Origin of the sequence: Amphritea sp. (genome assembly GCF_016744155.1) — a bacterium.
Taxonomy (GTDB): Bacteria; Pseudomonadota; Gammaproteobacteria; order Pseudomonadales; family Balneatricaceae; genus Amphritea.
This window is the reverse complement of sequence record NZ_JADGEW010000018.1, coordinates 35308-59027: the sequence shown is the minus strand read 5'-3', so window position 1 is coordinate 59027 and position 23720 is coordinate 35308. Positions and strand designations below refer to the sequence as shown.

Annotated in this window: 25 protein-coding genes; 9 read left to right on the top strand and 16 right to left on the bottom strand. The window is 49.8% G+C overall.

The window, feature by feature from the left end; genetic code table 11:
* The first annotated feature begins 5 nt into the window (after positions 1–5).
* Positions 6–629: a hypothetical protein gene (locus tag QZZ54_RS13435; protein WP_290703206.1), complete on the top strand. Its 624-nt coding sequence runs from the start codon at positions 6–8 to the stop codon at positions 627–629.
* Here QZZ54_RS13435 and QZZ54_RS13430 read toward each other — a convergent pair.
* The gene (locus QZZ54_RS13430) at positions 614–769 is read right to left on the bottom strand and encodes a hypothetical protein (RefSeq protein ID WP_290703205.1); all 156 of its coding nucleotides are present in this window, start codon (positions 767–769) and stop codon (positions 614–616) included. The genes QZZ54_RS13435 and QZZ54_RS13430 overlap by 16 nt on opposite strands.
* Positions 770–953: 184 nt before the next feature.
* On the opposite strand from QZZ54_RS13430, the gene QZZ54_RS13425 reads away from it, so the two are divergent.
* A complete protein-coding gene (locus QZZ54_RS13425; protein ID WP_290703204.1) occupies positions 954–1427 on the top strand; it encodes a DUF4410 domain-containing protein in 474 nt (157 codons plus the stop codon).
* A gap of 107 nt (positions 1428–1534) precedes the next feature.
* Here the strand turns inward: QZZ54_RS13425 and QZZ54_RS13420 are convergent, their stop codons facing one another.
* The 8 genes from QZZ54_RS13420 to QZZ54_RS13385 form a co-directional block, all read right to left on the bottom strand.
* Positions 1535–2218: a Crp/Fnr family transcriptional regulator gene (locus QZZ54_RS13420; protein WP_290703203.1), complete on the bottom strand. Its 684-nt coding sequence runs from the start codon at positions 2216–2218 to the stop codon at positions 1535–1537.
* A gap of 78 nt (positions 2219–2296) precedes the next feature.
* Positions 2297–4162, bottom strand: a complete 1866-nt coding sequence (locus tag QZZ54_RS13415; RefSeq protein ID WP_290703202.1) for a VWA domain-containing protein — start codon at positions 4160–4162, stop codon at positions 2297–2299.
* A gap of 81 nt (positions 4163–4243) precedes the next feature.
* Positions 4244–5062: a CbbQ/NirQ/NorQ/GpvN family protein gene (locus QZZ54_RS13410; protein WP_290703201.1), complete on the bottom strand. Its 819-nt coding sequence runs from the start codon at positions 5060–5062 to the stop codon at positions 4244–4246.
* A 20-nt stretch (positions 5063–5082) separates the two neighbouring features.
* Complete coding sequence (locus QZZ54_RS13405) at positions 5083–5361, bottom strand: cytochrome C oxidase subunit IV family protein (protein WP_290703200.1); 279 nt, start codon at positions 5359–5361, stop codon at positions 5083–5085.
* A gap of 6 nt (positions 5362–5367) precedes the next feature.
* Positions 5368–5964: a cytochrome c oxidase subunit 3 gene (locus tag QZZ54_RS13400; protein ID WP_290703199.1), complete on the bottom strand. Its 597-nt coding sequence runs from the start codon at positions 5962–5964 to the stop codon at positions 5368–5370.
* Positions 5948–6886 (bottom strand): 4Fe-4S binding protein, encoded by a 939-nt coding sequence (locus tag QZZ54_RS13395; RefSeq protein WP_290703198.1) that lies wholly within the window; start codon positions 6884–6886, stop codon positions 5948–5950. The genes QZZ54_RS13400 and QZZ54_RS13395 overlap by 17 nt, the downstream gene beginning before the upstream one ends.
* 51 nt (positions 6887–6937) lie before the next feature.
* A complete protein-coding gene (locus tag QZZ54_RS13390) occupies positions 6938–8341 on the bottom strand; it encodes a cbb3-type cytochrome c oxidase subunit I (RefSeq protein ID WP_290703197.1) in 1404 nt (467 codons plus the stop codon).
* A gap of 9 nt (positions 8342–8350) precedes the next feature.
* Entirely contained in the window at positions 8351–8785 is a 435-nt protein-coding gene (locus QZZ54_RS13385; protein WP_290703196.1) for a cytochrome c, read from the bottom strand.
* Between the two features lie 161 nt (positions 8786–8946).
* Between QZZ54_RS13385 and QZZ54_RS13380 the strand changes: the two genes are divergently transcribed.
* Complete coding sequence (locus QZZ54_RS13380; protein ID WP_290703195.1) at positions 8947–9336, top strand: hypothetical protein; 390 nt, start codon at positions 8947–8949, stop codon at positions 9334–9336.
* A gap of 50 nt (positions 9337–9386) precedes the next feature.
* On the opposite strand, the gene QZZ54_RS13375 is transcribed toward QZZ54_RS13380, so the two are convergent.
* The gene (locus QZZ54_RS13375) at positions 9387–9941 is read right to left on the bottom strand and encodes a tetratricopeptide repeat protein (protein ID WP_290703194.1); all 555 of its coding nucleotides are present in this window, start codon (positions 9939–9941) and stop codon (positions 9387–9389) included.
* Positions 9942–9946: 5 nt separating this feature from the next.
* Complete coding sequence (gene mrcB, locus QZZ54_RS13370; protein ID WP_290703193.1) at positions 9947–12292, bottom strand: penicillin-binding protein 1B; 2346 nt, start codon at positions 12290–12292, stop codon at positions 9947–9949.
* A 47-nt stretch (positions 12293–12339) separates the two neighbouring features.
* Here mrcB and QZZ54_RS13365 point away from each other — a divergent pair, with 47 nt between their 5' ends.
* Positions 12340–13941, top strand: a complete 1602-nt coding sequence (locus QZZ54_RS13365; RefSeq protein ID WP_290703192.1) for an AAA family ATPase — start codon at positions 12340–12342, stop codon at positions 13939–13941.
* A gap of 30 nt (positions 13942–13971) precedes the next feature.
* Here QZZ54_RS13365 and QZZ54_RS13360 read toward each other — a convergent pair whose 3' ends face one another.
* The 3 genes from QZZ54_RS13360 to QZZ54_RS13350 are packed head-to-tail and all read right to left on the bottom strand — an operon-like array spanning position 13972 to position 16573.
* Positions 13972–14736, bottom strand: a complete 765-nt coding sequence (locus QZZ54_RS13360; RefSeq protein WP_290703191.1) for a heme ABC transporter ATP-binding protein — start codon at positions 14734–14736, stop codon at positions 13972–13974.
* Positions 14730–15719 (bottom strand): iron ABC transporter permease, encoded by a 990-nt coding sequence (locus QZZ54_RS13355; RefSeq protein ID WP_290703190.1) that lies wholly within the window; start codon positions 15717–15719, stop codon positions 14730–14732. The genes QZZ54_RS13360 and QZZ54_RS13355 overlap by 7 nt, the downstream gene beginning before the upstream one ends.
* The gene (locus QZZ54_RS13350) at positions 15719–16573 is read right to left on the bottom strand and encodes an energy transducer TonB (RefSeq protein WP_290703189.1); all 855 of its coding nucleotides are present in this window, start codon (positions 16571–16573) and stop codon (positions 15719–15721) included. The genes QZZ54_RS13355 and QZZ54_RS13350 overlap by 1 nt, the downstream gene beginning before the upstream one ends.
* Before the next feature lie 128 nt (positions 16574–16701).
* On the opposite strand from QZZ54_RS13350, the gene QZZ54_RS13345 reads away from it, so the two are divergent.
* Positions 16702–17028 carry a Rieske (2Fe-2S) protein gene (locus QZZ54_RS13345; RefSeq protein ID WP_290703188.1) on the top strand — a complete coding sequence of 109 codons (327 nt, stop codon included), beginning with the start codon at positions 16702–16704 and terminating at the stop codon, positions 17026–17028.
* Positions 17029–17051: 23 nt separating this feature from the next.
* On the opposite strand, the gene sfsA is transcribed toward QZZ54_RS13345, so the two are convergent.
* Both sfsA and QZZ54_RS13335 read right to left on the bottom strand, forming a co-directional pair.
* Entirely contained in the window at positions 17052–17756 is a 705-nt protein-coding gene (gene sfsA, locus QZZ54_RS13340; protein WP_290703187.1) for a DNA/RNA nuclease SfsA, read from the bottom strand.
* Positions 17753–18913, bottom strand: a complete 1161-nt coding sequence (locus QZZ54_RS13335; protein ID WP_290703186.1) for a pyridoxal phosphate-dependent aminotransferase — start codon at positions 18911–18913, stop codon at positions 17753–17755. The genes sfsA and QZZ54_RS13335 overlap by 4 nt, the downstream gene beginning before the upstream one ends.
* A 390-nt stretch (positions 18914–19303) precedes the next feature.
* Here QZZ54_RS13335 and dksA point away from each other — a divergent pair, with 390 nt between their 5' ends.
* The 4 genes from dksA to QZZ54_RS13315 are packed head-to-tail and all read left to right on the top strand — an operon-like array spanning position 19304 to position 23705.
* A complete protein-coding gene (gene dksA, locus QZZ54_RS13330; protein WP_290703185.1) occupies positions 19304–19732 on the top strand; it encodes an RNA polymerase-binding protein DksA in 429 nt (142 codons plus the stop codon).
* Between the two features lie 37 nt (positions 19733–19769).
* Positions 19770–20645: a tRNA glutamyl-Q(34) synthetase GluQRS gene (gluQRS, locus tag QZZ54_RS13325; protein WP_290703184.1), complete on the top strand. Its 876-nt coding sequence runs from the start codon at positions 19770–19772 to the stop codon at positions 20643–20645.
* Positions 20645–20821 (top strand): hypothetical protein, encoded by a 177-nt coding sequence (locus QZZ54_RS13320; protein WP_290703183.1) that lies wholly within the window; start codon positions 20645–20647, stop codon positions 20819–20821. The genes gluQRS and QZZ54_RS13320 overlap by 1 nt, the downstream gene beginning before the upstream one ends.
* A complete protein-coding gene (locus QZZ54_RS13315; protein ID WP_290703182.1) occupies positions 20811–23705 on the top strand; it encodes an ATP-binding protein in 2895 nt (964 codons plus the stop codon). The genes QZZ54_RS13320 and QZZ54_RS13315 overlap by 11 nt, the downstream gene beginning before the upstream one ends.
* Positions 23706–23720: the final 15 nt, after the last annotated feature.

The window sequence follows — 23720 nt, the reverse complement described above, 5'->3', positions numbered from 1 at the left end:
GTCGATTGCTCAGTCTCGCGTTAGGCGCACTGATAATCGGCGCACTCTTTACAGCTTTACAGCTACAAAAGAGTGCGCAACGACTACCGGATGCGCCCCGGGCAACCCTGCAAGCGGGCGCTTTATCTGCCCTCTTTATCGCGCTTTCCGCGTTAGCTGAGCTACTGCTCAATCAAACCGGTAACGATATTGAAACCCTACAGCGGATATTCGCTAACCTGGCTTATTATGCAGCCTTGCCGCTGCTGGCCACCGTAATGTTAGTAAGTACTCGCAACAACCACTGGGAGCGTGCTGCCTGGGGGCGCTGGCTAATCGGCCTGTTTGCCCTGTTTGAGTTACTGCGCCGAATGGAACATGGCGAACTCTACACTCAGATCATCGCTGTCGCCGTTTCGGCCACTATGCTACTCGCAGCCCTGATGACCAAAGAGAAAGCTTTACAGAAGGCCAATCTACTCGCCGGCATCAATATGGCTATCACCCTGCTAATTGCTGGCCCCGGTGCGCTGATGCCGAACAGCCTGCCGGAAAACAGCTATCTATACCCGCTATTATTAGCTGCTACCCTGCCGCTTTTCGCTATCGCGATTAAACAAGCGGTTCTGTTTAATCACAAGGAAGCCTGACAGACGTTCTCATCAGAAAAGTCAGTCAGGCCTTCGCTACCAAAAGTAATTTTTCCAGGGTTTGCTACTGGAATATCGCCCTGCTCTGATGCATTATCTGTCAGACAGGAAATATGGCCAGCGACAAAGCGTGCCATCACAACACAGCAAACCGTGCTTGCGTGTTTTCAGGGAATGAAAAACGATGTATTTCAGAAAGACTCTTTCTGTTCAAATGATATACCAGCCTCGTCTCTGCAGTGTCAAAACGCACGCACGCACGCACGCACGCACTTAAAATTATTATAACTACAAATTTATCCTCTAAATTATTAAGGAAATATAATGAAGAACATTAAACATGCTGTGGTTGCAATAGGTATTATCTTTTTGGTCGGTTGCGCAGGAACAGAACTAACCGTTGATCAAAGCTATACATATGAAACTTCTGACTCCTTTGACCATGAAATAATTGATAAGGCAAATGTAACAACCAATGGTATGGCTATTTTTGAAGCCAGGTTAGATTCAAAGCTCAATCAGCTAGGGCTTAATCTTTCTGATAAAGGTAGTAGAAAAATTGAAATTACATTTACAAATTATTATATGCGCCACGGTGCTGCCAGGGCACTTGCGGGCGTTATGGCCGGATCAGACAATATTACAAGCACTGTAATAATAAAAGATGCTGAAAGCGATGAAATCATTGGTAAGTTACAAGTTATTTCAAAAAACCCCACAGCAACAGGGTCTGCCAGAGGTCTAATAGAACAGCATGCAGATAAAATTGCCACATATATTAAATCAGGGAAAACCTAGTCGCAGTTATAACAAGTAGCTCAAGCCGAACTGCCTTATCAGTAGCCGTTTAGTTGAATAAATAGGCTCAGAGTAACGTTTATAATTACTCTGAGCCTATTCTATCCTCAGTGCCCAAACTGCCTCAATCCCTGCAGATCATCCACTTTAATTTCAGCGCCATTCACTTCGATCAGCCCCTGATTTTTCATCTCTTTCATCATTCGGGAGAAGGTTTCTGGCTGCATGCCTAACTGGGAAGCAATCAACTGTTTTGCCATCGGCAACTGTACTACACACTGCTTTGCAGCGGGGTCTGGCGCCAGACCAAACAGGTAATTACCCAATCGGTGACGGGTATTCTGCAGCGTCAGAATCTCAATTTCGTTAATCCGGCGATGCAGTTTAACGGCCATATTCCCCATCACTTTCAGTGCAGACTGAGGGTCGCCTAACAAGGTGTCTTTATACAGTTGATTCGGGATCGAGAGTACTTCACAAACCCCCATTGCAGCCGAATTCAATGGATATTGAGTCAGATCCATAAACATCAGCGCTTCGGCAAAGACCCCGCCTTTTTTGATCACTTCGATCACCTTGGTCTGACCGCCGGGGGATATCCTGAATAACTTGATATTGCCTTCCAGCACAATATAAAAGCTATTTGCTTCGCCCCCCTGATGAAACAGGGTCTCATCATTTTTCAGTTTGATAATGCGGCAATGTTGACACAGGCTTTCCTTCGCCTTATCTGTCAGTGAAGAAAACAGAAAGTTATCACCTACAATTGTCTGCAGTCTGGTTTCTTGCATTACAAATTCACCCGTGCCGATTAAAAAAAGACCCATCATAACCTGAGTTTTCTAAACAGCCAGACTAATCGCGTTTTTTTACCCGCCTAGCAGTTTTCCCGTCAGCGTCATATACAATTGTGGCAAACGCTTAGGCAACTGCTCCGCCTGACGAATAAAAGTATAGCCTTGATGTCCGAAAAGATACGGCAGGTACTGATTTGCCTCTTCGTCGATAGTGATACAGAAAGGTATTAATCCTTGGTTACGGGCTTCGAGAATCGCTTTACGGGTATCTTCCACACCGTAGCGTCCTTCATAACGATCCAGGTCATTGGGTTTGCCATCGGTCAACAATAGCAATAACTTTTTCTGGGCTGGCTGCTTACCTAGCAAGTCAGTCGCATGGCGGATTGCAGCACCCATCCGGGTATAAAACCCGGGGCTGATATCCGCAATCCGGCCACGCACTCTGGCATCGTAATTTTCGTTAAAATCCTTAATACAATTAAACCGGACATGTTCACGCCGGCGGGAAGAAAAACCATGGATGGCGAACTGGTCACCACTGGCGTGCAGACTCTCGGCAAACAGGTGTACAGAGTCCCGTATTACATCAATTACCTGGCTGGTATCGTTTACCCAGGCATCCGTCGAAAGCGACAGATCAGCTAGTAACAGGCACGCCATATCCCGGATCAATGGACGCTTTTGATAGTACAGCCGGGGATCTCCCGCATGGGCTGAACCACTGCTGGCAATTGCTCCCCGATAGTCGAGGTATGCATCCAGATCGAGTTTATCTCCTTCATACTGTCCGCGAATCCATTGCGGGCGGGCCGATAAGCTTTCAAATTGCCGACGTAACCGGCGGGCGGGCTTTTGCAGATGATCAGGGAGTTCACAATCGACCGCATTACGACTCATCATCGGGATGATCCGGCACTGGTTGGGTAACAACTGATCCTTTTTGAAATCCCATTCGGGATACAACACCCCCTCACTCAGAGGGATATCGTCTTCCTGCTCTGAAGGCAGATCCAGATCAAATTTTATACGACTGGCAACCGTAGTGTTATCCTGGGCTACCGACATTTTATCGATATCATTGGCGATATTTTCAGCCTGATCCAGATTATCTTCCTCATCTGTTGCCCGATCCATCTTGCTAAACTCAGCAAACGAAAACAGATCGGCTTCATGGCGCACCCCCATCGTAAAACCTTGCTCTTCTGGCTTTTCAACTCGCTCAGCCTGGCGGCGGCGCTGCTGTGTTTGCCGAGTCTGACCTTTAGATGCATTGCGATCCTGAGCATCATCGGAATTGAGTAGTCCAGCACTGCGCGGCGGATCAGGGTGCAGCCATAAAGCTACAGGATCAGGTGCGAAGCGGGCTTCCGGCAATGCTGTTACTGAGCCTGGCTGAATCAGCGCTTGCTGTATCGCTTGCTCCATCGCTGCCGCTTCAGGTTTAAGTCTTTCAGGCTCGGGTCGCAGGGCAATATATGCCTGCACCAGTGATAGGTAGCGAGGGTGTAGCCCCTGAAATTGTCTCAGGGTGTGCAAGGTTCGCTGCTGATTATCGACAATCCAGTTTCGACTCTGATGGACCTCCGCCGGAACCCGGGCCCCGGCCATTGCTGCCAGCCAGAAATACAGATCGCGGTTAAGCTGCCGATCAGGAAACACGTCGAGCTGAGCCGGCAAGTAGAGGCAAGTTTCATCTTGCCAGGCCAGCTCCACCTTACGCCCACTACCCGCAACCCGCTGCAGCCAGTTTCTACGCGCTTTATGCAGGGTCGCTGTTGTCGCAGTGACACGCAGCGCACTATCGCCCCCCAGCGCTCGGAAAAACACACCCAGTGGGCCCTTAACCTGATCCAGGGTCACCGCTGCTTTCGCGTAGCCTTGCTTTGCGACACGGGTAATTAAGCGGTCCCATATCTGACCTACCTGCTCTTCCATCGGGGGCTACTCCAACAACTGATTCATTAACCTCTCCGGTGACAGGGCCTTTAATCTTAAAGGGCCCTATCGCTTAGAGACTTAGGCTTCCGCGCTGCCAAAGGCAGCTTGTACCAGCTCCATCAGCCCGGCAACGATATCCGGATCATCCGTCAGCGGCTCGATCATGCCTGCCCGACAAGCCTTAACCGGATCGAAGCCGGTATTAATCAAAGTAGCTGTGTATACCAGCAGACGAGTACTGGCGCCCTCTTCGAGATCCTGATCTTTCAGTTCTCTAAGGGTATTTGCCAACACTACCAGACGCTGGGCCATCGCTTTATCCACGTTGGTCTCGTTGATTAGCACTTCAACTTCGGCCGGGGCCGGCAGGTAATCAAAGCTCATCGACAGAAAACGCTGGCGGGTACTAGGCTTCATCCCTTTCAGCAAATTCTGATAGCCCGGGTTATATGAGACCACCAGCATGAAGTTGTCTGGGGCATGCAGGATTTCACCGGTCCGGTCGATCGGCAGGATTCGCCGGTCATCGGTAAGCGGGTGAATCACCACCGTCGTATCTTTGCGCGCTTCGACCACTTCATCCAGATAACAGATACCGCCTTCTCGCACGGCCCGGGTTAAGGGACCATCACTCCATACGGTCGCGCCATCACCAATCAAATGACGTCCGACCAGGTCAGAAGCACTCAGATCATCATGACAGGCCACGGTGTAGAGCGGCAGATTCAGTTTCTCCGCCATATGGCTAATAAAGCGGGTTTTACCGCAGCCGGTCGGCCCTTTGATCAATACCGGCAATTTATGCTCATAGGCATGCATAAAGAGTTCGATCTCATCACCCTGAGGTTCGTAGAACGGTAATTCCTCTTTCTTATCCAGCTGAGTAACAGCACTCATACTCTAACTCCTATCATTCTTCAAAAGGCGTAGGTCAGGGTGATGATCACCCCCAGCACAGGTGCGTACGCCAGTAACATGACTCGCCAAAAAAGTGGAGCATTTCTCAGCCCCATAAATGAATCCACTAGTATTTTTGCTTTAACCACCGTAACCAATAGCACAATCGCCACCAGCCCAATAGTCACAGTATAGGGCTCAGCCATCAGGGCGGTAGCCATGGTTAATATTAACAATAGCAACCACAACAGGATTAATTTCAGCCCGGCAAATTTTGATTTGAAAACCCTACTCATCATCTAACCTCAGCCGTGCAGCACATAAATCAATGGAAACAGGATCAACCATAGAAGATCCACCATATGCCAATAGCAAGCACCACTTTCAAACTCATTCATGCGCTCAGCATGATAACTACCCTTGGCAACTTTAACCGCCAGGACTATCAGCACCAGCATCCCCAGAATCACATGGAACATATGAAACGCAGTAAGACCGAAGTAAAAAAAGTAGAAATCATTACTGCTCAGGCCAAAGCCAAGCTCGGCAACATGCAGATACTCATAGCCTTTTATCGTCAAGTAAACACAACCACTCAGCAGCGCCAGAACAATATTCAATACCGTTCTTTTCGGTAGATTCCTGAGCAGGGCCTGCTGTGCCGCCACCACAAAATAACTACTGGTCAGCAACGCCAGAGTATTACCCAGCCCAGCATTGATATTGATATTCGCTTGGCCCTCGGAAAACATATCAGGGAAGCGCGCCCGGGTGATGGCATAGAGGATAAACAGCAGCGCAAACACACTGAGTTCCGCCATAATAAACAACCAGACTGCAAAATCGCCCGGCATCTCTTTTTCCAGCGTTACGGACGGCGGTATTTCAACGGCGTTCATCATCGTCCTCTTTTTTGTGGCTTTGAATATTGATTGCTGGAATCATCCGATCCTTGTCCGGGTCCCGATACTGATCTCCAGGAGTCCAGTGTAATAATCCACCGTCGGGGTTATCTTTCTGAACCTCATTGCAGGCATGAATACATTCGCTGCATTGTGTACAGGTAAACTTTCGACGCTTGATTCCACGCGCCGGCAAGCGCATTGGACAGGCTGCATCGCAGGCGCTGTTACAATCTTTACACAGATCTGCCCGCTTACTGTCAAAACTCACCATCAGCGCCTTAGGATTAGCCATCCAGAGCAGGCTCTGCATCACCCCCAGGGCACAACCAAACTTGCAGAACAGGTGACGAGCAAACAGGAAATCGCTCAAAAACACCAATGTCGCAACGCTGACAAACAAGGCTCTGCCACCGCCTAGCTGCCAATGAAGCAAGTCCTGATACAGTTCCAATGGTGGTACCAGATAACCGAGTAAACCCACCGACCAAACCAGCGCCATCAACGTACTGCTACAGATCAGCATCAGCCAGGCTGCCGCACTATGGGGTTTACTCCCCTTTTCCCAGATAGTTGGCCGACCAATAAGCTTCTGCATCTGCCCGTTGATCAATTCTACCACTGAGAAATGTGGGCATAACCAGCCACAATAAAGACGACCATACTTAGCAGCTATCCAGATTCCGGCAGCAACCAGTATGACGATCGGCAGCAACACCCGTATCAGGATCTGAAAAGCGGCATCCGTACCCGCAACTCCCGCGATAGCCTGATCAATACCTAATCCCAATGACTGTCCAAACAGAATAAAGTGCCCTTCAGTCAGGTCATAGCGAAACAGGTTAGTTACCGGAGCAATCAGAAACAGAAGGAAAAAAGCGGTACGGCTTAAATTACGATAGAACTGTTGAGGTTGAAGCATTACAAAGACCCGATATAGCCCCCACCTGACGGCGGGGGCTGCTGTGTCGGATTAGCTGGAAACTACGTTTTCAGCTGGAGTCAGACGTGCTTCATCACCTTTAACGAAGAAGCTTGCGATATAGGTGAACAGACCGGTCAGGAAGACCAAGCCAGCAGCTTCTCGCATCCAATAAAACATTGTAAGCTGATCCTGCACCACCATGAATGCCTGCGGCGTTTCACTATAACGTTGCAGATATACCTGCAGGATACCGGCACCTGTCAGGAACAGGGTGATGAATACCATCGAAATAGTCATCAACCAGAAACCCCACATCTCCACAACCTGAGACTTATTACTGTTCGCGGCATCACGACCATTCAGAATAGGCATAGCGTAAGAGATCATGGTCAGCACAATCATTACGTATGCACCGTAGAACGCCATATGCCCATGCGCTGCAGTGATCTGAGAACCGTGAGTGTAGTAGTTAACCGGAGCCAGAGTGTGCAGGAAGCCCCATACACCCGCACCCAGGAAGGCCATTACACCAGTACCTAGTACCCAGAGTGTAGCGGCACGGTTAGGATGCTGACGGCGACGTTTGTTTACCATATTGAAAGCAAACAGCGTCATCATGAAGAACGGTATGGGTTCCATTGCAGAGAACACAGAGCCAATCCACAACCAGTAATCCGGCGTACCAATGAAGAAGTAGTGGTGACCAGTACCCAACAGACCCGTAATCAACGCCATAGCGATAATGACATACAGCCATTTTTCGATTACTTCACGGTCTACCCCGGTAATCTTAATCAACGTAAAGGCTAGAATTGAGCCCAGAATCAGTTCCCAAACGCCCTCTACCCAAAGATGTACAACCCACCACCAGAACATCTTGTCCAGCACCAAATTAGTAGGATTGTAGAAAGAGAACAGGAAGAACACCGCCAGACCAACCAGACCCATCAGCAACACCATGGAAATAACTGTCTTGCGACCGCGCAGGATAGTCATACCGATATTGAAAATGAAGCCCAGCACCACAATCACTATACCTATCTTGGTAATAGTCGGCTGTTCAAGGAACTCTCGTCCCATGGTCGGTAACAGATCATTACCGGTGATTCTTGCCAGGGTCGCATAAGGTACGGCCAGATAACCAACAATCGTCAGCGCACCGGCAACCAGGAATACCCAGAACAATATTATCGCCAGCTTAGGCGAGAAAAGCTCGGTCTCTGACTCTTCGGGCACCATAAAATATGCGGCACCCATAAAGCCAAACAACAGCCATACGATCAGTAGATTCGTATGCACCATACGAGCAACGTTAAACGGGACCTCAGGGAATAAAAAGTCCCCTACTACGTACTGTAATCCCATAATGATACCGAACAGAATCTGTCCGACAAATAGGCCAATTGCCGCAATAAAATACGGTTTGGCAACCGACTGTGATGAATACTTCATGATTGCCCCTTAGCCCTGAATATTTGGCGGCCAGTTGTTAGTATCAATTTCTGAAGAGTACTTCAGGAATTCTGCAATAGCGTCCAGCTCTTCCTCACTCAAGTTGAACTGAGGCATGCTACGACGTCCAGGAATGCCATCAACAGGTCGACTCTTAATGAACCCTTTAATCGCCTCTTTACTGCGACCAAAACGCTCGTATACATTACCCAGCTCAGGAGCAAAGTATGCACCCTCGCCCAGCAGCGTATGGCAACCGATACAGTTGTTGTCTTCCCAGACTTTCTTACCCAGAGCGACCTCTGGTGTAATATTCTGACGGTTATCCCGATCTGGGAGCACCGTCACGGTATGCGTGGTCAAACCAATCAACATCAGCAGGAAAAAAAGACTCCCGCCGTAGAAGATATTTCTGGCCATCGACTTGGTAAATGTTTGATTCATTAGGTATCTCCGAACCTTTTTCAAAGAGCTAAAACTCTTTGACCATGCGACAATAGTACTAGGTTGCCGGTATTGTCTCAGGTCACCCGTTCCCAGCCTTGACCATAATCAATAATCGAAAAATACTTGATTAAAACTGTTGGTTTTGTTCCGGTATAAGGATGAAAAACATCAAGAACCTCAAAAAGAAGCAATCTAATCTGGCCATCGCTGCCCAGGGTCTTTATCTATTGAACCTGCTGTTCCTGCCTGGGCTCGCGTTTTTAATTCTGATCGGGCTTTTTTTAAGACGACAAAAAACACCCGATCTGCTGGGGAATTGCCATCTGTATCAGGCGGTTTTACTGAGTGGGTGGGGATTGGCACTACTGGTCGGGGGTGGGCTGCCGCTTTGGCTGTTACTCCATGATAGTCCCGCAGGTATCACTATGGCTCTGCTCTATATAATAGTAATCCATACCGGCTTTGTACTGCTGGGAATAATCGGGTTAGCCAAAGCCATCAGCGGCCAACATTTTCATCCCTGTAGTAAGCGGTGCCCTTACCCGTAGCTAGCTGCGCACCCGACAGGCATACGCAGCCGATCTAAACCCCTTAAGGTTTAGATTAAGTTGGCTTTGGACCGAGCATCCGCCGCGCCTTGGTGATCACCACCATCGCTACGAATATCGGCGATCAGGAACCACAGTTTACGTTCCATTGCAGAACGTCCTCTGGCTAACGTCAGACCTTTAAGTGCCAGTTGTTCGGCCTGTAAATACTGGCCCTGCTGACGACGCAGATCCGCCAATTGCAGATAAACCTGTGGGTCACGGGGGGCAATTCGCTGGGCGCGTTCAAGACTGCTTTGCGCAGAGCGGTACTCGCCCTGTTTCTGCTGCTGACGAGCACCGTCTAACAACGCAATCACCGCAGGATTTCGTTGAGTTACCGGCTTTGGCGCAGCCACTTCAGTGGTTACCACGGTAAATCCCTGACCGGTCTCTACCGGGGTAGCAATTGCGGTTCCAGAATTGGCATTGCGATCAATCACCACCTCGCCCCCGGAAACAGAACGATCTTCCACCGTTGGGCTCAGGTTGGCATTACCGCCGATACAACCACTCAGCAATGAGGTAAACACTAACCCCAGGCCTGTACTGATAACTTTATTCATCTGTATTATTCCGATCTGAACCAGCGCTTGAACAAATCAAGCGGATTGCTAACGATAGTATCACCACAACCGGATGACTCCTGGGGCTCTGAACCCTTGATAAAGGGTAATTGTCGGGCACCTTCACAGCCCTCTCCAGACAAAAGTCCGGTGGCATCTTCAACCCAATGATACTCGATATCTGCAGGTCTTTCCGCCATAAATGGCTGTGGGCGTGATTGCTTCATAAACTCAGTCCACACCCGTAAAGCACCACTACTTCCAGTCAGAGGTAGAGGCTTGTTATTATCCAGCCCCAGCCAGACCACCGCCAGCCGGTCACCGGCAAAGCCTGCAAACCAGCTATCGCGCTGATCATTTGTGGTGCCGGTCTTACCCGCCACTGTCAGATCCCGTGGTAAACGACTATATACGGAACGGGCTGTCCCTTCAGTCACAACCTCCTGCAGGGCATATTGAATCAGATGCACCGGGCCATCTGCTACTGTCTGCATAATACTAAACGGATAACGGGACAGCTCCTCATTGTGACTATCGGTGACCATGCGTATCGCCCGCATCGGTACCTGAAAGCCATTTCCGGCGATGGTCTGATACAACTGTGCAACTTCCAGTGGTGACAGAGCAGTTGACCCAAGCAGCATCGACGGATACTCCTTAACATCGCGCTGCAGCCCCAATCGCTTAAGCATATCGACCACTTTATCCGTACCAATCTCAAGCCCCAAACGGGCAGTTGACTGATTGTATGAGTGCGCTAGCGCACTATGCAACGGCACCAGACCATGACTGCTGCGACCATAGTTTTTAGGTTGCCAGACATCACCATTAGCCAGTTTCACCTTGATAGGCTCATCTTCGATAATCGAGGAGAGCGTATACCCCTCCTCTAACGCGGCCAGGTAAACGGCGGGTTTAATCAACGAGCCCACCGGGCGCCTGGCATCCAGAGCACGGTTAAAGCCCTGATAACGGGTATTCCGCCCACCGACAATAGCCAGCACCTCACCACTCAGCGGGTTACTTACCACGATACTGCCTTCTAACTCTTTGACCGGTTGGCCATGGCGCTTCTGCAGTTTGCCAACCACCTCTACCAGACTACGCTCAGCGCGAATCTGCGCGATAGGGTCCAGTGTGGTAAACACCCGCAACCCTTCACTGTTAAGAGCTTCTTCCGGATATTCTTCCCGCAACTGACGCTTTACCAGGTCCATATAGGCAGGATACGCGCCTTTCAGCAGACTTTGTTGCTTCACCACACTCAGAGACTGCTTCTCAGCTTTCAGCCGCTCTGCCATGGTGATGTTGCCTTGTTCCTCCAGCACCTTAAGCACCAGATTACGACGTTTGGTCGCGCGCTGCGGATGCCGCCGCGGATCATAATAAGAGGGCCCTTTGACCATCGCGGCCAATAAGGCGACCTGATGTAGCTTTAGTTCCCGGATCGGCTGGGCAAAGAAATACTGACTGGCCAGACCAAAACCATGGATCGCCCGGGCACCCTCCTGCCCCAGATAAACCTCATTCAGGTAGGCCTCAAGAATTTCGTCTTTGCTGTAGTGCAGGTCTAGCAGCATCGCCATCGGAATCTCTGCCAGCTTTCGGCTCAGCGAGCGCTCAGAACTAAGATAGAAATTCTTAATCAGCTGCTGGGTCAGGGTACTCCCCCCCTGAACAAATCGTTTCGCCTTAACATTGGCAACCATCGCCCGGGCGATTCCCCGGGGAGAGACGCCGTAGTGGCTGTAATAGCTGCGGTCTTCAATCGCTATAAGCGCATCAACCAGATACGGTGGCGCCTCAGATAACTGAATCAGATCCCGGTCTTCATTGTCTCTAGGATATATTCCTCCAATCAGTGCCGGCTCTAGCCGTGCCAGCGACAGTGATCTGCCAGATCCATCACGAATAGCACTCAGATGCTCACCGCTGAACTCTATCAACAGTTTACGCGCATCTTCAGGGCCATCGGGAAAATCAAAGCCGCGGGTGTAGACCCGCGCTCGGGTGCTGGCCCATTCAGCACTACCGGGTTGCGTGGCCCGGGCGGTGAATTGATAACCCAGCCCTTTCAGCTCAATTTTCAGATCTTCACGACTGAGGTTCTGCCCCGGAAAGAGTTCAAGCGGACGGGCATAGACTTTGGCGGGTAACGCCCAGCGCTTACCCTCAAATTTTGCTTTCACCTGAGCATCAAGATAGACCAATCCAGCCCCGGCAACTACCAGGACAACGAGTGTTAACTTAAGCAGTAATTTAAATAAACGCAGCTTCCATGACGGCTTTTTCGGCTGCGTTTTTCGACTCTTTTGGGAACGGGATGAAGCTGCCCCTCTCTTTTTTGCCATTGGCTACGTATAATCCTCTGTGAAATAGGCAACTACTTACAAAATTCATGACTCAAGAACTGATCACAGCCCTGTCAAACCCAAACAATTATCCTCATCCGGTCACTGATATCCGGGTGATAGAGACGCATATCTCCTGGGTGATTCTGACTGGCAAGATCGCTTACAAAATCAAAAAGCCCGTAAACTTTGGATTTCTAGATTTTACCAGTCTGGAGAGTCGCAAACACTACTGTAATGAAGAACTACGTCTTAATCAGCGATTAGCACCCGATATTTATCAGCAGGTTGTATCTATATCTGGCTCAGCGGCAAATCCCACCTTAACCGGTGGTGAATTAACCAAATCTGAACTAGCTGAGAGCGACAATACTAATACCGACTTAAACAACCCCGAAGACCCCTTCGAATATGCCGTACAGATGCGGCAGTTTGATGATTCCCTGCGGTTAGACCGCCTGTTACAGAAAAGTGCCCTAACACCGGAACATATTGACGAACTCAGTCAACAGATCGCTAATTTCCACCTTCAGGTGCCCCATGCCAGCACCGATGGGCCCTGGGGAGAGCCTGAAACTATTTGGGGAGTAGTGAGTGACAACTTCCTCCACACAGGCGAGCATCTGGACACATTGGATGACTGGATGGAGCTTCAGCAGTTGGCATACCAGATCAGCCAGCAGTTTCGCAGCCTGACACCAAAAATTGAACAGCGTAAGCGGGAAGGTAAAATTCGTGAGTGCCATGGCGATCTACATCTGGCTAATACGACCCTGCTGGAGAATCAGGTAAGGCTGTTTGACTGTATCGAATTTAATCTTGAGTTCCGCTGGATTGATACCATCTGCGACCTGGCATTCCTATTGATGGACCTGGAAGCCAATCAGCAACAACTGTTATCTCATCGCGCCCTGAATCGTTACCTGGAACTGACCGGAGACTATGACGGCACCCAGCTACTGAATTTTTATAAAGGCTACCGGGCGATGGTACGAGCCAAAGTAGCGATGATCGGTGCCGAACGGGACTTACTGGAGTATCACCGCTATATCAAGCTAGCCCTGAGTTACGCCAACAAGCCCTCTCCGGTACTATTCCTAATGCATGGTGTCTCCGGCAGCGGCAAAAGCTATATCAGCCAGAAATTGTTGGAACGCAGTGGTGCCATCCGCATCCGCTCAGACATTGAACGTAAACGCCTCCATCGGGAATCCAGCCTGAAAGGGGAAAACCTGGAGCTCTATGGTCATGAGATGAATGTGCATACCTATAATCATCTCAAAGCCCTGACGCTAAAGCTGCTCAAAGTGGGCGAATCCGTTATCGTCGATGCCACTTTTATCCGGGAACGCACCCGCACCAGCTATATCCAGATGGCGGAAAAGCTCGGCATCGGCATTCGCATTATCTCCTGCAGCTGTAATCAGACGTTAATGGAGCGCCGCCTTGTACGGCGTCAGCAGGAAGGCACAGACCCTTCAGATGCGAATGTTGAGATTATGCGACAGCAACAGGGCAGCAAACAGCCTTTAACCAAAGCAGAACAACCTTTCTGCTACAAAGTGGATACCAACGCAGCAGAACCGATAGAACATCTCTGTGAGCTAATCAGACAGGATCCGCTGATTACCCTACCCCTAAGCGACTAAGACCAAGACTTAACCCCCTACTTAGTCCCTTTACTTATAACCTTCACTTATAAAAAAAGGGCCTGACTCAGCTTCCACTTTTCGTACCGATACCTGATACAGGTCGCTGAGAGTTTTTTCAATCATCACCTCATCTACCGGCCCTGAAGCCAACATCTGTCCGTTCTGCAGCAAAACAATTTGGTCCGCCAGCTGCGCCGCCAGATTCAGATCGTGCAGCACACAACAAACCGCTACTCCATTAATCGCAACTTCCCGGATACGCTGTAACAACAGCTGTTGGTATCTCAGGTCCATCTCACTGACCGGCTCATCCAGCAGTAATATCTGACACTGATCACCCACCTGCGCCATCACCCGGGCAACCTGAACCCGCTGCTGTTCGCCACCAGACAACGAGGTGTACTGACGCTGAGCCAGTGAACCCAGCTCATACTGCGCTAGATAGTTACTCACCCGTTCAGCCGTAGCGATAGAATCCAGCTGTAACGGATAGCACCCCAGGGCGACGACTTCATCAACCCGAAACGGGAAATTCAACGGCTGCTGTTGGGTATACATCGCCAGATAAAGCGCTCGTAAATGTGGGTCTAGCCCTGAAACAGACTGTTTTTCTAAGAATACAGAGCCACTATCTGGCGGGTGTAATCCAGACAGCAAGCCTAATAAACTGGACTTACCCGCCCCATTAGGGCCCAGCAGCACGGTCACCTCCCCCGGATTTAGCTGAAGGTTAATATCCTGCAGTAACGACTTACCGTTTCGGCTCAGGCTCAGATGGTTAGCAATTAGCATATGCCTGACTCCTGTTTACGCCGGGTCAGCAGTAATAGAAAAAATGGACCGCCCACCAGCGCTGTGACTATCCCCACCGGCAGTTCAGCCGGCGAGACTAGCAGACGCGAAAGAATATCGGCTACCGTCAGCAACACCGCCCCCAATAAGCCGGATAATGGCAACAGTCGCCGATTATCTGGGCCGGTCATCAGGCGTACCAGATGCGGCACCACCAGTCCGACAAAACCGATAATGCCCGTCAGCGCTACTACGGCACCAACACCCAGCGCGATCAACAGAATCATTACCCGTTTACAACGCACCACATCTAGCCCTAACAGGCTCGCCTGCTGCTCTCCCAGCAGTAACAGATTCAACTTTTGACCGTAGCGAGGCAATAGCCATAAAACCGGCAGCGCAGCCACCAGCAACACCAGCAAGTCCTGCCAGCGACTGTGATTCAAACTACCTAACAACCAGAAACTCAGCTGGCGCAACTCATTATCTGCGGCAAAGTACTTCAATCCACCAAGCCCGGCGAGCGCTATCGCATTGATCGCAATACCACAGAGCAACATATTAGTAACTGAAACACCCTGTAACGTGACGGCCAGCCGGGCCACCAGCAAAGTCGTTGCCACCCCGCCTGCAAAAGCGGCTAGTGGTAATAACAGGCCACCCAACAAAGCCACTGAACTACCCAACAACACCATAACAATGCCCGCACTCAGGGCCGCACCTGCAGAGATACCGATCAGGCCGGGGTCTGCCAGTGGGTTTCTAAAGAGCGATTGCGCTGCCGCGCCGGTCATTGCCAGCACGGCTCCGGCTAACAACGTTAGCAGTAAACGAGGCATCCGTAGCTGCCAGAACACCTGACTGGCAACCGAATCACCAAAAATCGACATCAGATCAAGAGACACCGGGCCAGTGATGAGCGATAAGATCATCACCACCGGCAGCGAAAGCCATAATAATAACGATGTTTTTGTTTTATTCATCAGTGCGGTTCCAGAACAAAAACAACCGGGATACGAACATAGGAAGCGACCGCGACGCCATTAGTCTGAGCAGGTACAAACTGCCACTGCTGCACGGCCTTGTGAGCCGCCTGATCCAGCAATTTCGAGCCCGAACTCTGTTCTATAAGCAAATCAAGGACATCACCGGCCGGGCCAATATCTGCCCGCAACACCACCTGCCCCTCAATGCCTCGTTTACGGGCTAAGCGGGGATATTTAGGCGGCTGTGGTGGAATACTAAAAGCTGGATTCGACTGATACAAAGGGGCTGCCCGAATAGCCTCAGGCGCGGGAGTTGCCTGTTGCGCTGTAACGATAAGCTCTTCTCTAAGCTCCTCTGCAGGTTCTTCTGTCAGCACTTCTGTTAGCTCCCTTTGACCCAAACGAACCTCTGACTCCGGCGAAGGGGAAACCTCTGCGCTCTCCTTGTTAATCTTAGTCTCATTAATGCTTTGAGTTTGTTTGAGCGCTTGCGAGGCCCCTACCGTTTTCGAAAGAATCGGAGCAACAGGCTGGTATTCGGAAGGCTCTGATGCAGCAGCACTCGACTGAGGGCGCTGTGATTGTAAAGGCTTTATTACTGATGATTCTGAGTTTTCGGGCTCTTGCATCGTAGGGGCTGATTCCACATTGTCCGACATTTGTTCAATGACTGTACCGACATCAGAACGACTCGCCGTTACTCTGATCGCCAGGCTTTGCCCGCTTAATTTTGGCGATGCTTCTTCATCCAGCCAGCCACCACCGATCAGCGTCAGATGCACTGCCCCTGACAGAAAGATGGCTATTATAAATATGCGCAGCTCCAAAAGAGTCGCTAGCAGGCTGTTCACAAGTTCAAATCACTATTATCTGTAAAAGTATGTGTAAGGTATAAGTAGTATCAAAAGATGGCGATTATAATAGCAGCATCAGCCAGACTGTCTGATATTTTCTCATGGAACTATTAAGCGGATTCACTATGACCACTACCACTCTGTTATGTCAGCTAAGCGAATTGCCAGAGCACGGAGCCAAAGGATTTGACCTTGAGCAGCGTAAGCTTTTTGCCGTAAAGCGTCAGGGAGAGGTTTTTCTTTACGAGAACCGCTGTCCTCATCAAGGAATTCCGCTGGAGTGGATGCCGGATGTCTTTCTTGATGCTGAAAAGCACTTTATCCAGTGCTCAACCCACGGGGCACTGTTCACTATCGATCAGGGGCAATGTATTGCCGGCCCCTGCATTGGCGCTAAGTTGCAAACGATAGCCTTCGAGATCATTGATGGGGCCCTCTGCATTCAGACCTAATGAAGCCCCAGAACCAGCCAAACTTAGAGAAGAACCGGCAATGGGTGACTAATAGTCACCTCCTTTGGGGTAATTTTTGCACCGTACGCATAAACCTCCACCCCAGCCGAGACCGCTTCCCGCAACAGCTGGCCATATTTAGGATCAATATGGTCTGCTGGACGCACCTGTTCAATACCGGTATGGGGAACACAGAATATCAATACCGACCGATACCCCTGCTCTACCATCAGCATCAATTCTCGCAGATGCTTGGCTCCCCGAGTTGTGACTGCATCGGGAAAAGCACCAAGACCTTGCTGCTCTAACAATGTGACATTCTTGATTTCTACATAACAAGATGGCCGCTGAGCATCCTCCAGAAACAGGTCGATACGGCTATTTTCATCACCATACTTCACCTCCTGACGAATCGATTCATAGCCCTGAAGCTCTTCAATCACACCGGTTTCTATCGCCTCTTTGATCAGCGCATTCGCCCGACCGGTATTAATACAGGCCCAAAACTGACCTTCAACTCGAACCAGCTCCCAACCAAACAGGTATTTCCGCTTTAGATTTCCTGAGTCCTTTATCCAGACTTCGCTACCCGGATCAGCACAGTTTTTCATCGAACCCGTATTTGGGCAGTGAACTGTCAGTTGACTTCCATCATCCAACTCAATGTCCGCCAGAAATCGCTTATAGCGCTTAATCAGTCGCCCCTGCTGCATATTCTCCAGCTTCATCGATTCAACCTGTGACGCAGACGTGACAGCGCTTTCTCGATCTGACCGATACCGGTGGTATAGGAGAAGCGGATAAACTGATTGGCCCGATGATCACCAAAATCGATACCGGGGGTCACCGCCACCTTATCCTGCTCTAGCAACTCCCAGCAAAAATCAAAGGTGTTATCAGTCAGGTGGGATGCGTCAGCATAAACATAAAATGCACCTTCCGGCATCAAAGGGATATCAAAACCCAGTTCCCGCAATCCATTAACTAAAAGATCGCGACGCTCCCTGAACGCCTCTCGACGCTGCTCAAGAATAGCTGTTGTTTCCGGATTAAACGCTTCTAACGCGGCGTACTGAGAGATTGTTGGTGGTGATATAAACAGATTCTGCGCCAGGCGTTCAATCTCGCCGACCGCTGATTCAGGCACGATTGCCCAACCCAATCGCCAACCAGTCATACCGAAGTACTTAGAAAAACTATTCAACACAAAAGCATCCTGATCCACTTCCAACACTGAAGTAGCATCAAAACCATAGGTCAGACCATGATAAAGTTCATCGACAACCAGATGTCCGCCTTTTGCCCGGACTGTCTGGGAGATAAGCTCTAACTGCTCTCGATGAACCACGCTACCCGTTGGATTCGCAGGTGACGCAAGTAGTACCCCAGCAGTCTGCGCATCCCAATTCTGCTCAATCAGTTCAGGCGTCAGTTGATAGTTATCGCCGGCATCTACCGGTATAAGCTGACCTCTAGCCTCCAATAAACGCAAGAAACGGGGATTACAAGGGTAACCAGGATCCGCCATCATAAAACGCTGCCCCGGATTAGCCAGAGTAGCAAACACCATCAATAGAGCCCCTGAAGCACCCGCAGTAACAATCACCCGTTCAGCGGGAATATCCAGCCCATAACGCTCTTTATAGAAACCTGCAATCGCCTCACGCAGCGGTGGAATTCCTGCCGCTGGAGTGTATTGGGTATGCCCGGCCCGAATGGCGGCAATACCAGCTTCAGAAACCGGTTCAGGCGTAGCAAAATCAGGTTCGCCGGCGCACATATGCACAACATCATGTCCAAGCGCATCCAGCTCTTTTGCCCGCTTTAACAGATCCATAACTTTAAAGGAGTCGATCTCAGCGACCCGGTCCGACCAGTTACTCATTAAAGGAGGTTTCCTTGGTGGTTAACATAAAGGGTAGATAACAGATGCGCAGATTATACATTAGTACCAACCCCAGCAAAGAGCCTCTCCATTGACAGTAATCAGCTAATACTGACTGAATTCTTACTAGAAACCGGATAATCACTGCTATATTTAGACGTTATGCTACTGTCATTTCTGATGACCATACAAAAGATTGATTAACTTAAGGAAAAGGTGAGCTTATCTTTTGAACTAGTTTTTTGATCTGGGGGCTGGTGAAACCTGAACGGTTCTGGTACCTTCAGCTCCCTTCTGATTGTTGGTTTAATATTGCCAGCATCAAGGCCGTTGGTAGAAGCGTTCGGGCACGGTTGCCCGACTTTGTAGAAAGAGAAGCGAGGCAGAACTATGCCGCATCAAGAAACACAGTTCACACACTTTGAACCTTACCCTATCAAGGAAGGCGATGAGTACATGGACGAACCTCAGAAAGATCATTTCCGCAATATACTGAATGCCTGGAAACAGGAGCTGATGGAAGAGGTCGATCGTACCGTAAACCATCTGCAGGAAGAAGCGACCAACTTTGCAGATCCTAGTGATCGTGCAAGCCAGGAAGAAGAGTTCAGCCTGGAGCTTCGTACCCGTGACCGTGAGCGCAAACTTATCAATAAGATTTCCAAAGCGATGGAAAGCATTGATGAGGACGATTACGGCTACTGTAACGCTTGCGGTGTAGAAATTGGCGTTCGTCGCCTGGAAGCCCGTCCGACTGCAACCTTATGTATCGATTGCAAGACGCTGGCTGAGATCAAAGAGAAACAGCTCGGTATCTGATCTGTCTGCGGCTGACCCCTGGTCAGCCGCTGTTACAATGGTCTATACAGGACGTTTCGCCCCCTCACCCACAGGGCCGCTTCATTTCGGCTCCCTTCTGGCGGCTCTTGCCAGCTATCTTGACGCCCGTTCCCATCAGGGATATTGGCTGGTTCGCATCGAAGATCTGGATCCACCCCGGGAAATCAAAGGTGCTACTGACAGTATTCTTCGCACCCTTGAGCAACTTGGCCTTCACTGGGATCACAAGATTGTTCGACAAAGCCACCGCCTCAGCCTCTATAACGACATCCTCACAGATCTGACGAATAACGGTCTGGCCTACCCCTGCAAATGCTCCCGACAACAGGTTCAGCTTCGTAGTGGCAACTCTCTCTATGATGGCTTTTGCCGTGACCACAGGCCTGAAGCCGATCAACTCTGTGCCATACGTAGCCGTTGCGACACAAACTACGGCTTTGATGACCGAATTCTCGGACACCAGGACTTCTCTTTTCAGAAGGAAGACTTTGTCATCTTTCGCCGAGATGGATTCTTTGCCTATCAATTAGCCGTAACGATTGATGATGCCGAACAACAGATCACTCATGTTGTACGCGGATCAGATCTGTTAGATTCAACGCCCAAACAGATTCATCTGCAGCGTCAGTTGGGCTATCATCAGCCTGTCTACGCACATATTCCGGTGGCAACAAATGCGCAGAGGCAAAAACTCAGTAAACAAACCTTTGCCCCTGCTCTGAATCAGAATGAAAGAGTACAGCTTGTGATAAAGGCATTAAATTTCCTCGGGCAGCAACCTATAGCAGAATTGGCAGACAGTACTATCGACGAGTGCCTCAGCTGGGCCGTAGAGCACTGGGATCTAAACGCTGTTCCTTCCTGTCTGAGTATTTCACTGGAGGAAAGCTAATGCATTTCTACCGCCTTTTAATCGTTCTGGTAATCGGTGGGTACCTGCTATCCCCGATTCTGGATCAATGGTGGCCCGACGCAGCAACCCCCTGGTATCGGCCTTTCATTATCTGGGCTGCACTCATCCTGATGGTAGCAATTCTAGAACGGAGACGGCGTCAAGATGAGTTTTAATCTGACCGAACTACTGTTCATCGCGATTACTTACCTGACTTTTCTGTTTGGAACCGCATACATTACTGAACGGGGCTGGATTCCCGCCCGCGTTATCTACCACCCGATCACCTATATTCTGTCACTGGGAGTGTTCACCAGTGTCTGGACTTTTTATGGCACTTTTGAACTGGCCAAAGCGTCTGGTTATAGTTTTCTAGCTTCCTATTTGGGCGGATCAGCGGCTTTTTTCCTGGCGCCTGTGATATTAGTACCGATTCTCAGAATAACCCGAACCTATCAGCTCAGCTCCCTTGCAGATCTGTTTGCGTTCCGTTTTCGCTCCGCGACCGCAGGAACCCTGACAGCAATCTTCTCATTACTGGCAATACTGCCCCTGATCTCCATACAGATTCACGCTGTAACTGATTCACTACATATTCTTAACCAGGACTTCTCTTCCGATCAGGTCGCCATCGGCTTTTGTACGCTGATCGCTCTCTTTTCGATCCTGTTCGGCGCCCGCAACCCCTCACTGCGCTATAACCGCACCGGCTTAATTGTTGCGATGGCGACCGGATCACTGATCAAACTGATCGCTATTGGCACAATAGCTCTCTATGCGTTATACGGTGTTATGGGCGGACCCGGCGGGCTCGACCTTTGGCTGCAGCAACACCCAGAGGAGGTCGAAGTCTTCAACACCCCGCTGGACAGCGACATGTGGCGAACCATGTTACTGGGATTTTTCTCTGCAATTATCGTGATGCCCCATACTTTTCACATGATGTTTACTGAAAACACCTCATCCAACAGTTTGCATAAAGCCAGCTGGGGTATCCCACTCTACTTGCTACTGTTGGCGCTGGCCGTCCCCCCCATCCTCTGGGCAGGCATAAAACTCGGCGTTGGCGATCATCCCGCCTTTCTTATTCTCAATATGGGCATAGCGCTGGACTCTAATTTTCTGACGATTCTGGCCTTTATCGGAGGCCTGGCCGCGGCTAGCGGTATCATTATCGTTGCGACTATTTCAATCACTTCAATGCTGCAGAACCATATCGTTTTACCCTTGATCCCACCAATTGCGACCCATGAATTATATTCGCGACTACTATGGCTAAGGCGATCACTGATCATCGTGATGATGCTATTCAGCTATCTGTTCTATAGCAAAATTGGCCTGAATTTTAATCTGCAATGGCTGGGCACACTGGCATTCATCGCCTTTATGCAATTCCTACCCGGTATACTGGCAACTCTCTTCTGGCCCGGAGCCAACCGCACAGGCTTCTGCCTGGGACTAATTGCTGGCATGGGCACCTGGATTATTACCATGTTACTGGGCTTACTCACCGGTACAGACACAGCACTGCTGATTCAACAGGACTGGCACCAGATTGCGATCTACGCGTTGGCCGCAAACATCACTATTTTCCTGTTAGCCTCACTCATCACCAAGAGTTCCAAGGAAGAAACAGCCAGCGCCAGTGCCTGCTTGCATAACAGTATTCAGCGTCCGATTAGCCCTCAGTTAGATATCAGCAATAGCGATGAATTAGTTGAACTGCTCAGCAATCAATTAGGCAAAGAGACCGCTCAACGGGAAATAGATAACGCCCTAAAAGAGCTTAAGCTCACTAACAAGGAGCTGGACGCAATCGATCTAATGCGCCTCAACACACTGATCGAAAGTCGTCTCAGCGCCCTGTTCGGGCCGGTTGGCGCCAGCAGCCTGCTTTACCAGAAAACAGAAAAAAATACGCTCGACCAATACCGCACTCAGGATATCCACCTGCTGGAAGGTCAACTGGAAAACTATCAGACTCAGCTCAGCGGATTAGCAGCTGAACTGGATAATTTGCGCCGCCACCACCGCATGACTCTGCAACGACTCCCCATCGGCGCCTGCTCACTAGACGAAAAAGGGCAGATTATCTTCTGGAACGCAGAAATGGAGCATTTCACTGGATTAAGTACCTCATCAGTACTAACCAAGAAACTGGTTAACATTGCCGATCCCTGGGGAGAGCTTCTGTTCAATTTTTCCGCCCTGAATCAGAACCACCTGCTCTCTCACCACATGCTGATTAATGGCGAAAATTGCTGGCTTAGCTTGCATAAAGCCAGCCTGGCTGATGATACAGACGCGATGGTGATACTGCTTGAGAACGAAACCGAGAACCAGATTTTGGTAAACCGGCTTTCTCACAATGAACGGCTAGCATCCATCGGCCGTTTTGCGGCGGGTGTTGCCCACGAAATAGGCAACCCTGTCACCGGTATCGCTTGTCTAGCTCAGAACCTAAAGTACGAAACGGAAGACCCAATTATTCTCGAAAGCGGCGAACAGATCGTGGCTCAGACCGCCCGAATTACCCGAATCGTGCAATCACTGATCCGCTTTGCCCATACCGGACAAAGTGATGGCCAACGGTTTGAGGAAAATGTCAGCCTGAAAGAGCTAACAGATGAGGCGATCCATCTGGTTTCCATGGATAGCAGAGGCCGACAGATACAGTTAATAAACAATATGGATAACACAGTGAACGTTGGCGGCGACCCGCAACGACTCCTGCAGGTATTTGTAAACCTGATCAATAATGCTTGTGACGCGTCACCGGATAGCAGTTCAGTCTGGCTGGATGCGCACGAGAGGAATAGTTCGATAGAGGTGACCGTCACCGATGAGGGTAGCGGTATTGTAAAAGAACATCAGGATAAACTGTTTGAACCTTTTTTCACCACTAAAGACCCCGGGAAAGGTACCGGATTAGGACTGCCTTTGGTATATAACATCATTGAAGAGCATTATGGTAGTATAAGCATAGTGAGTCCCGCCAATAAAAATCAGAATAATGGCACTCAAGTGGTTATCACCCTCCCCAAAAGCTTACAAGAATAAGCTTGCAGGATAAGT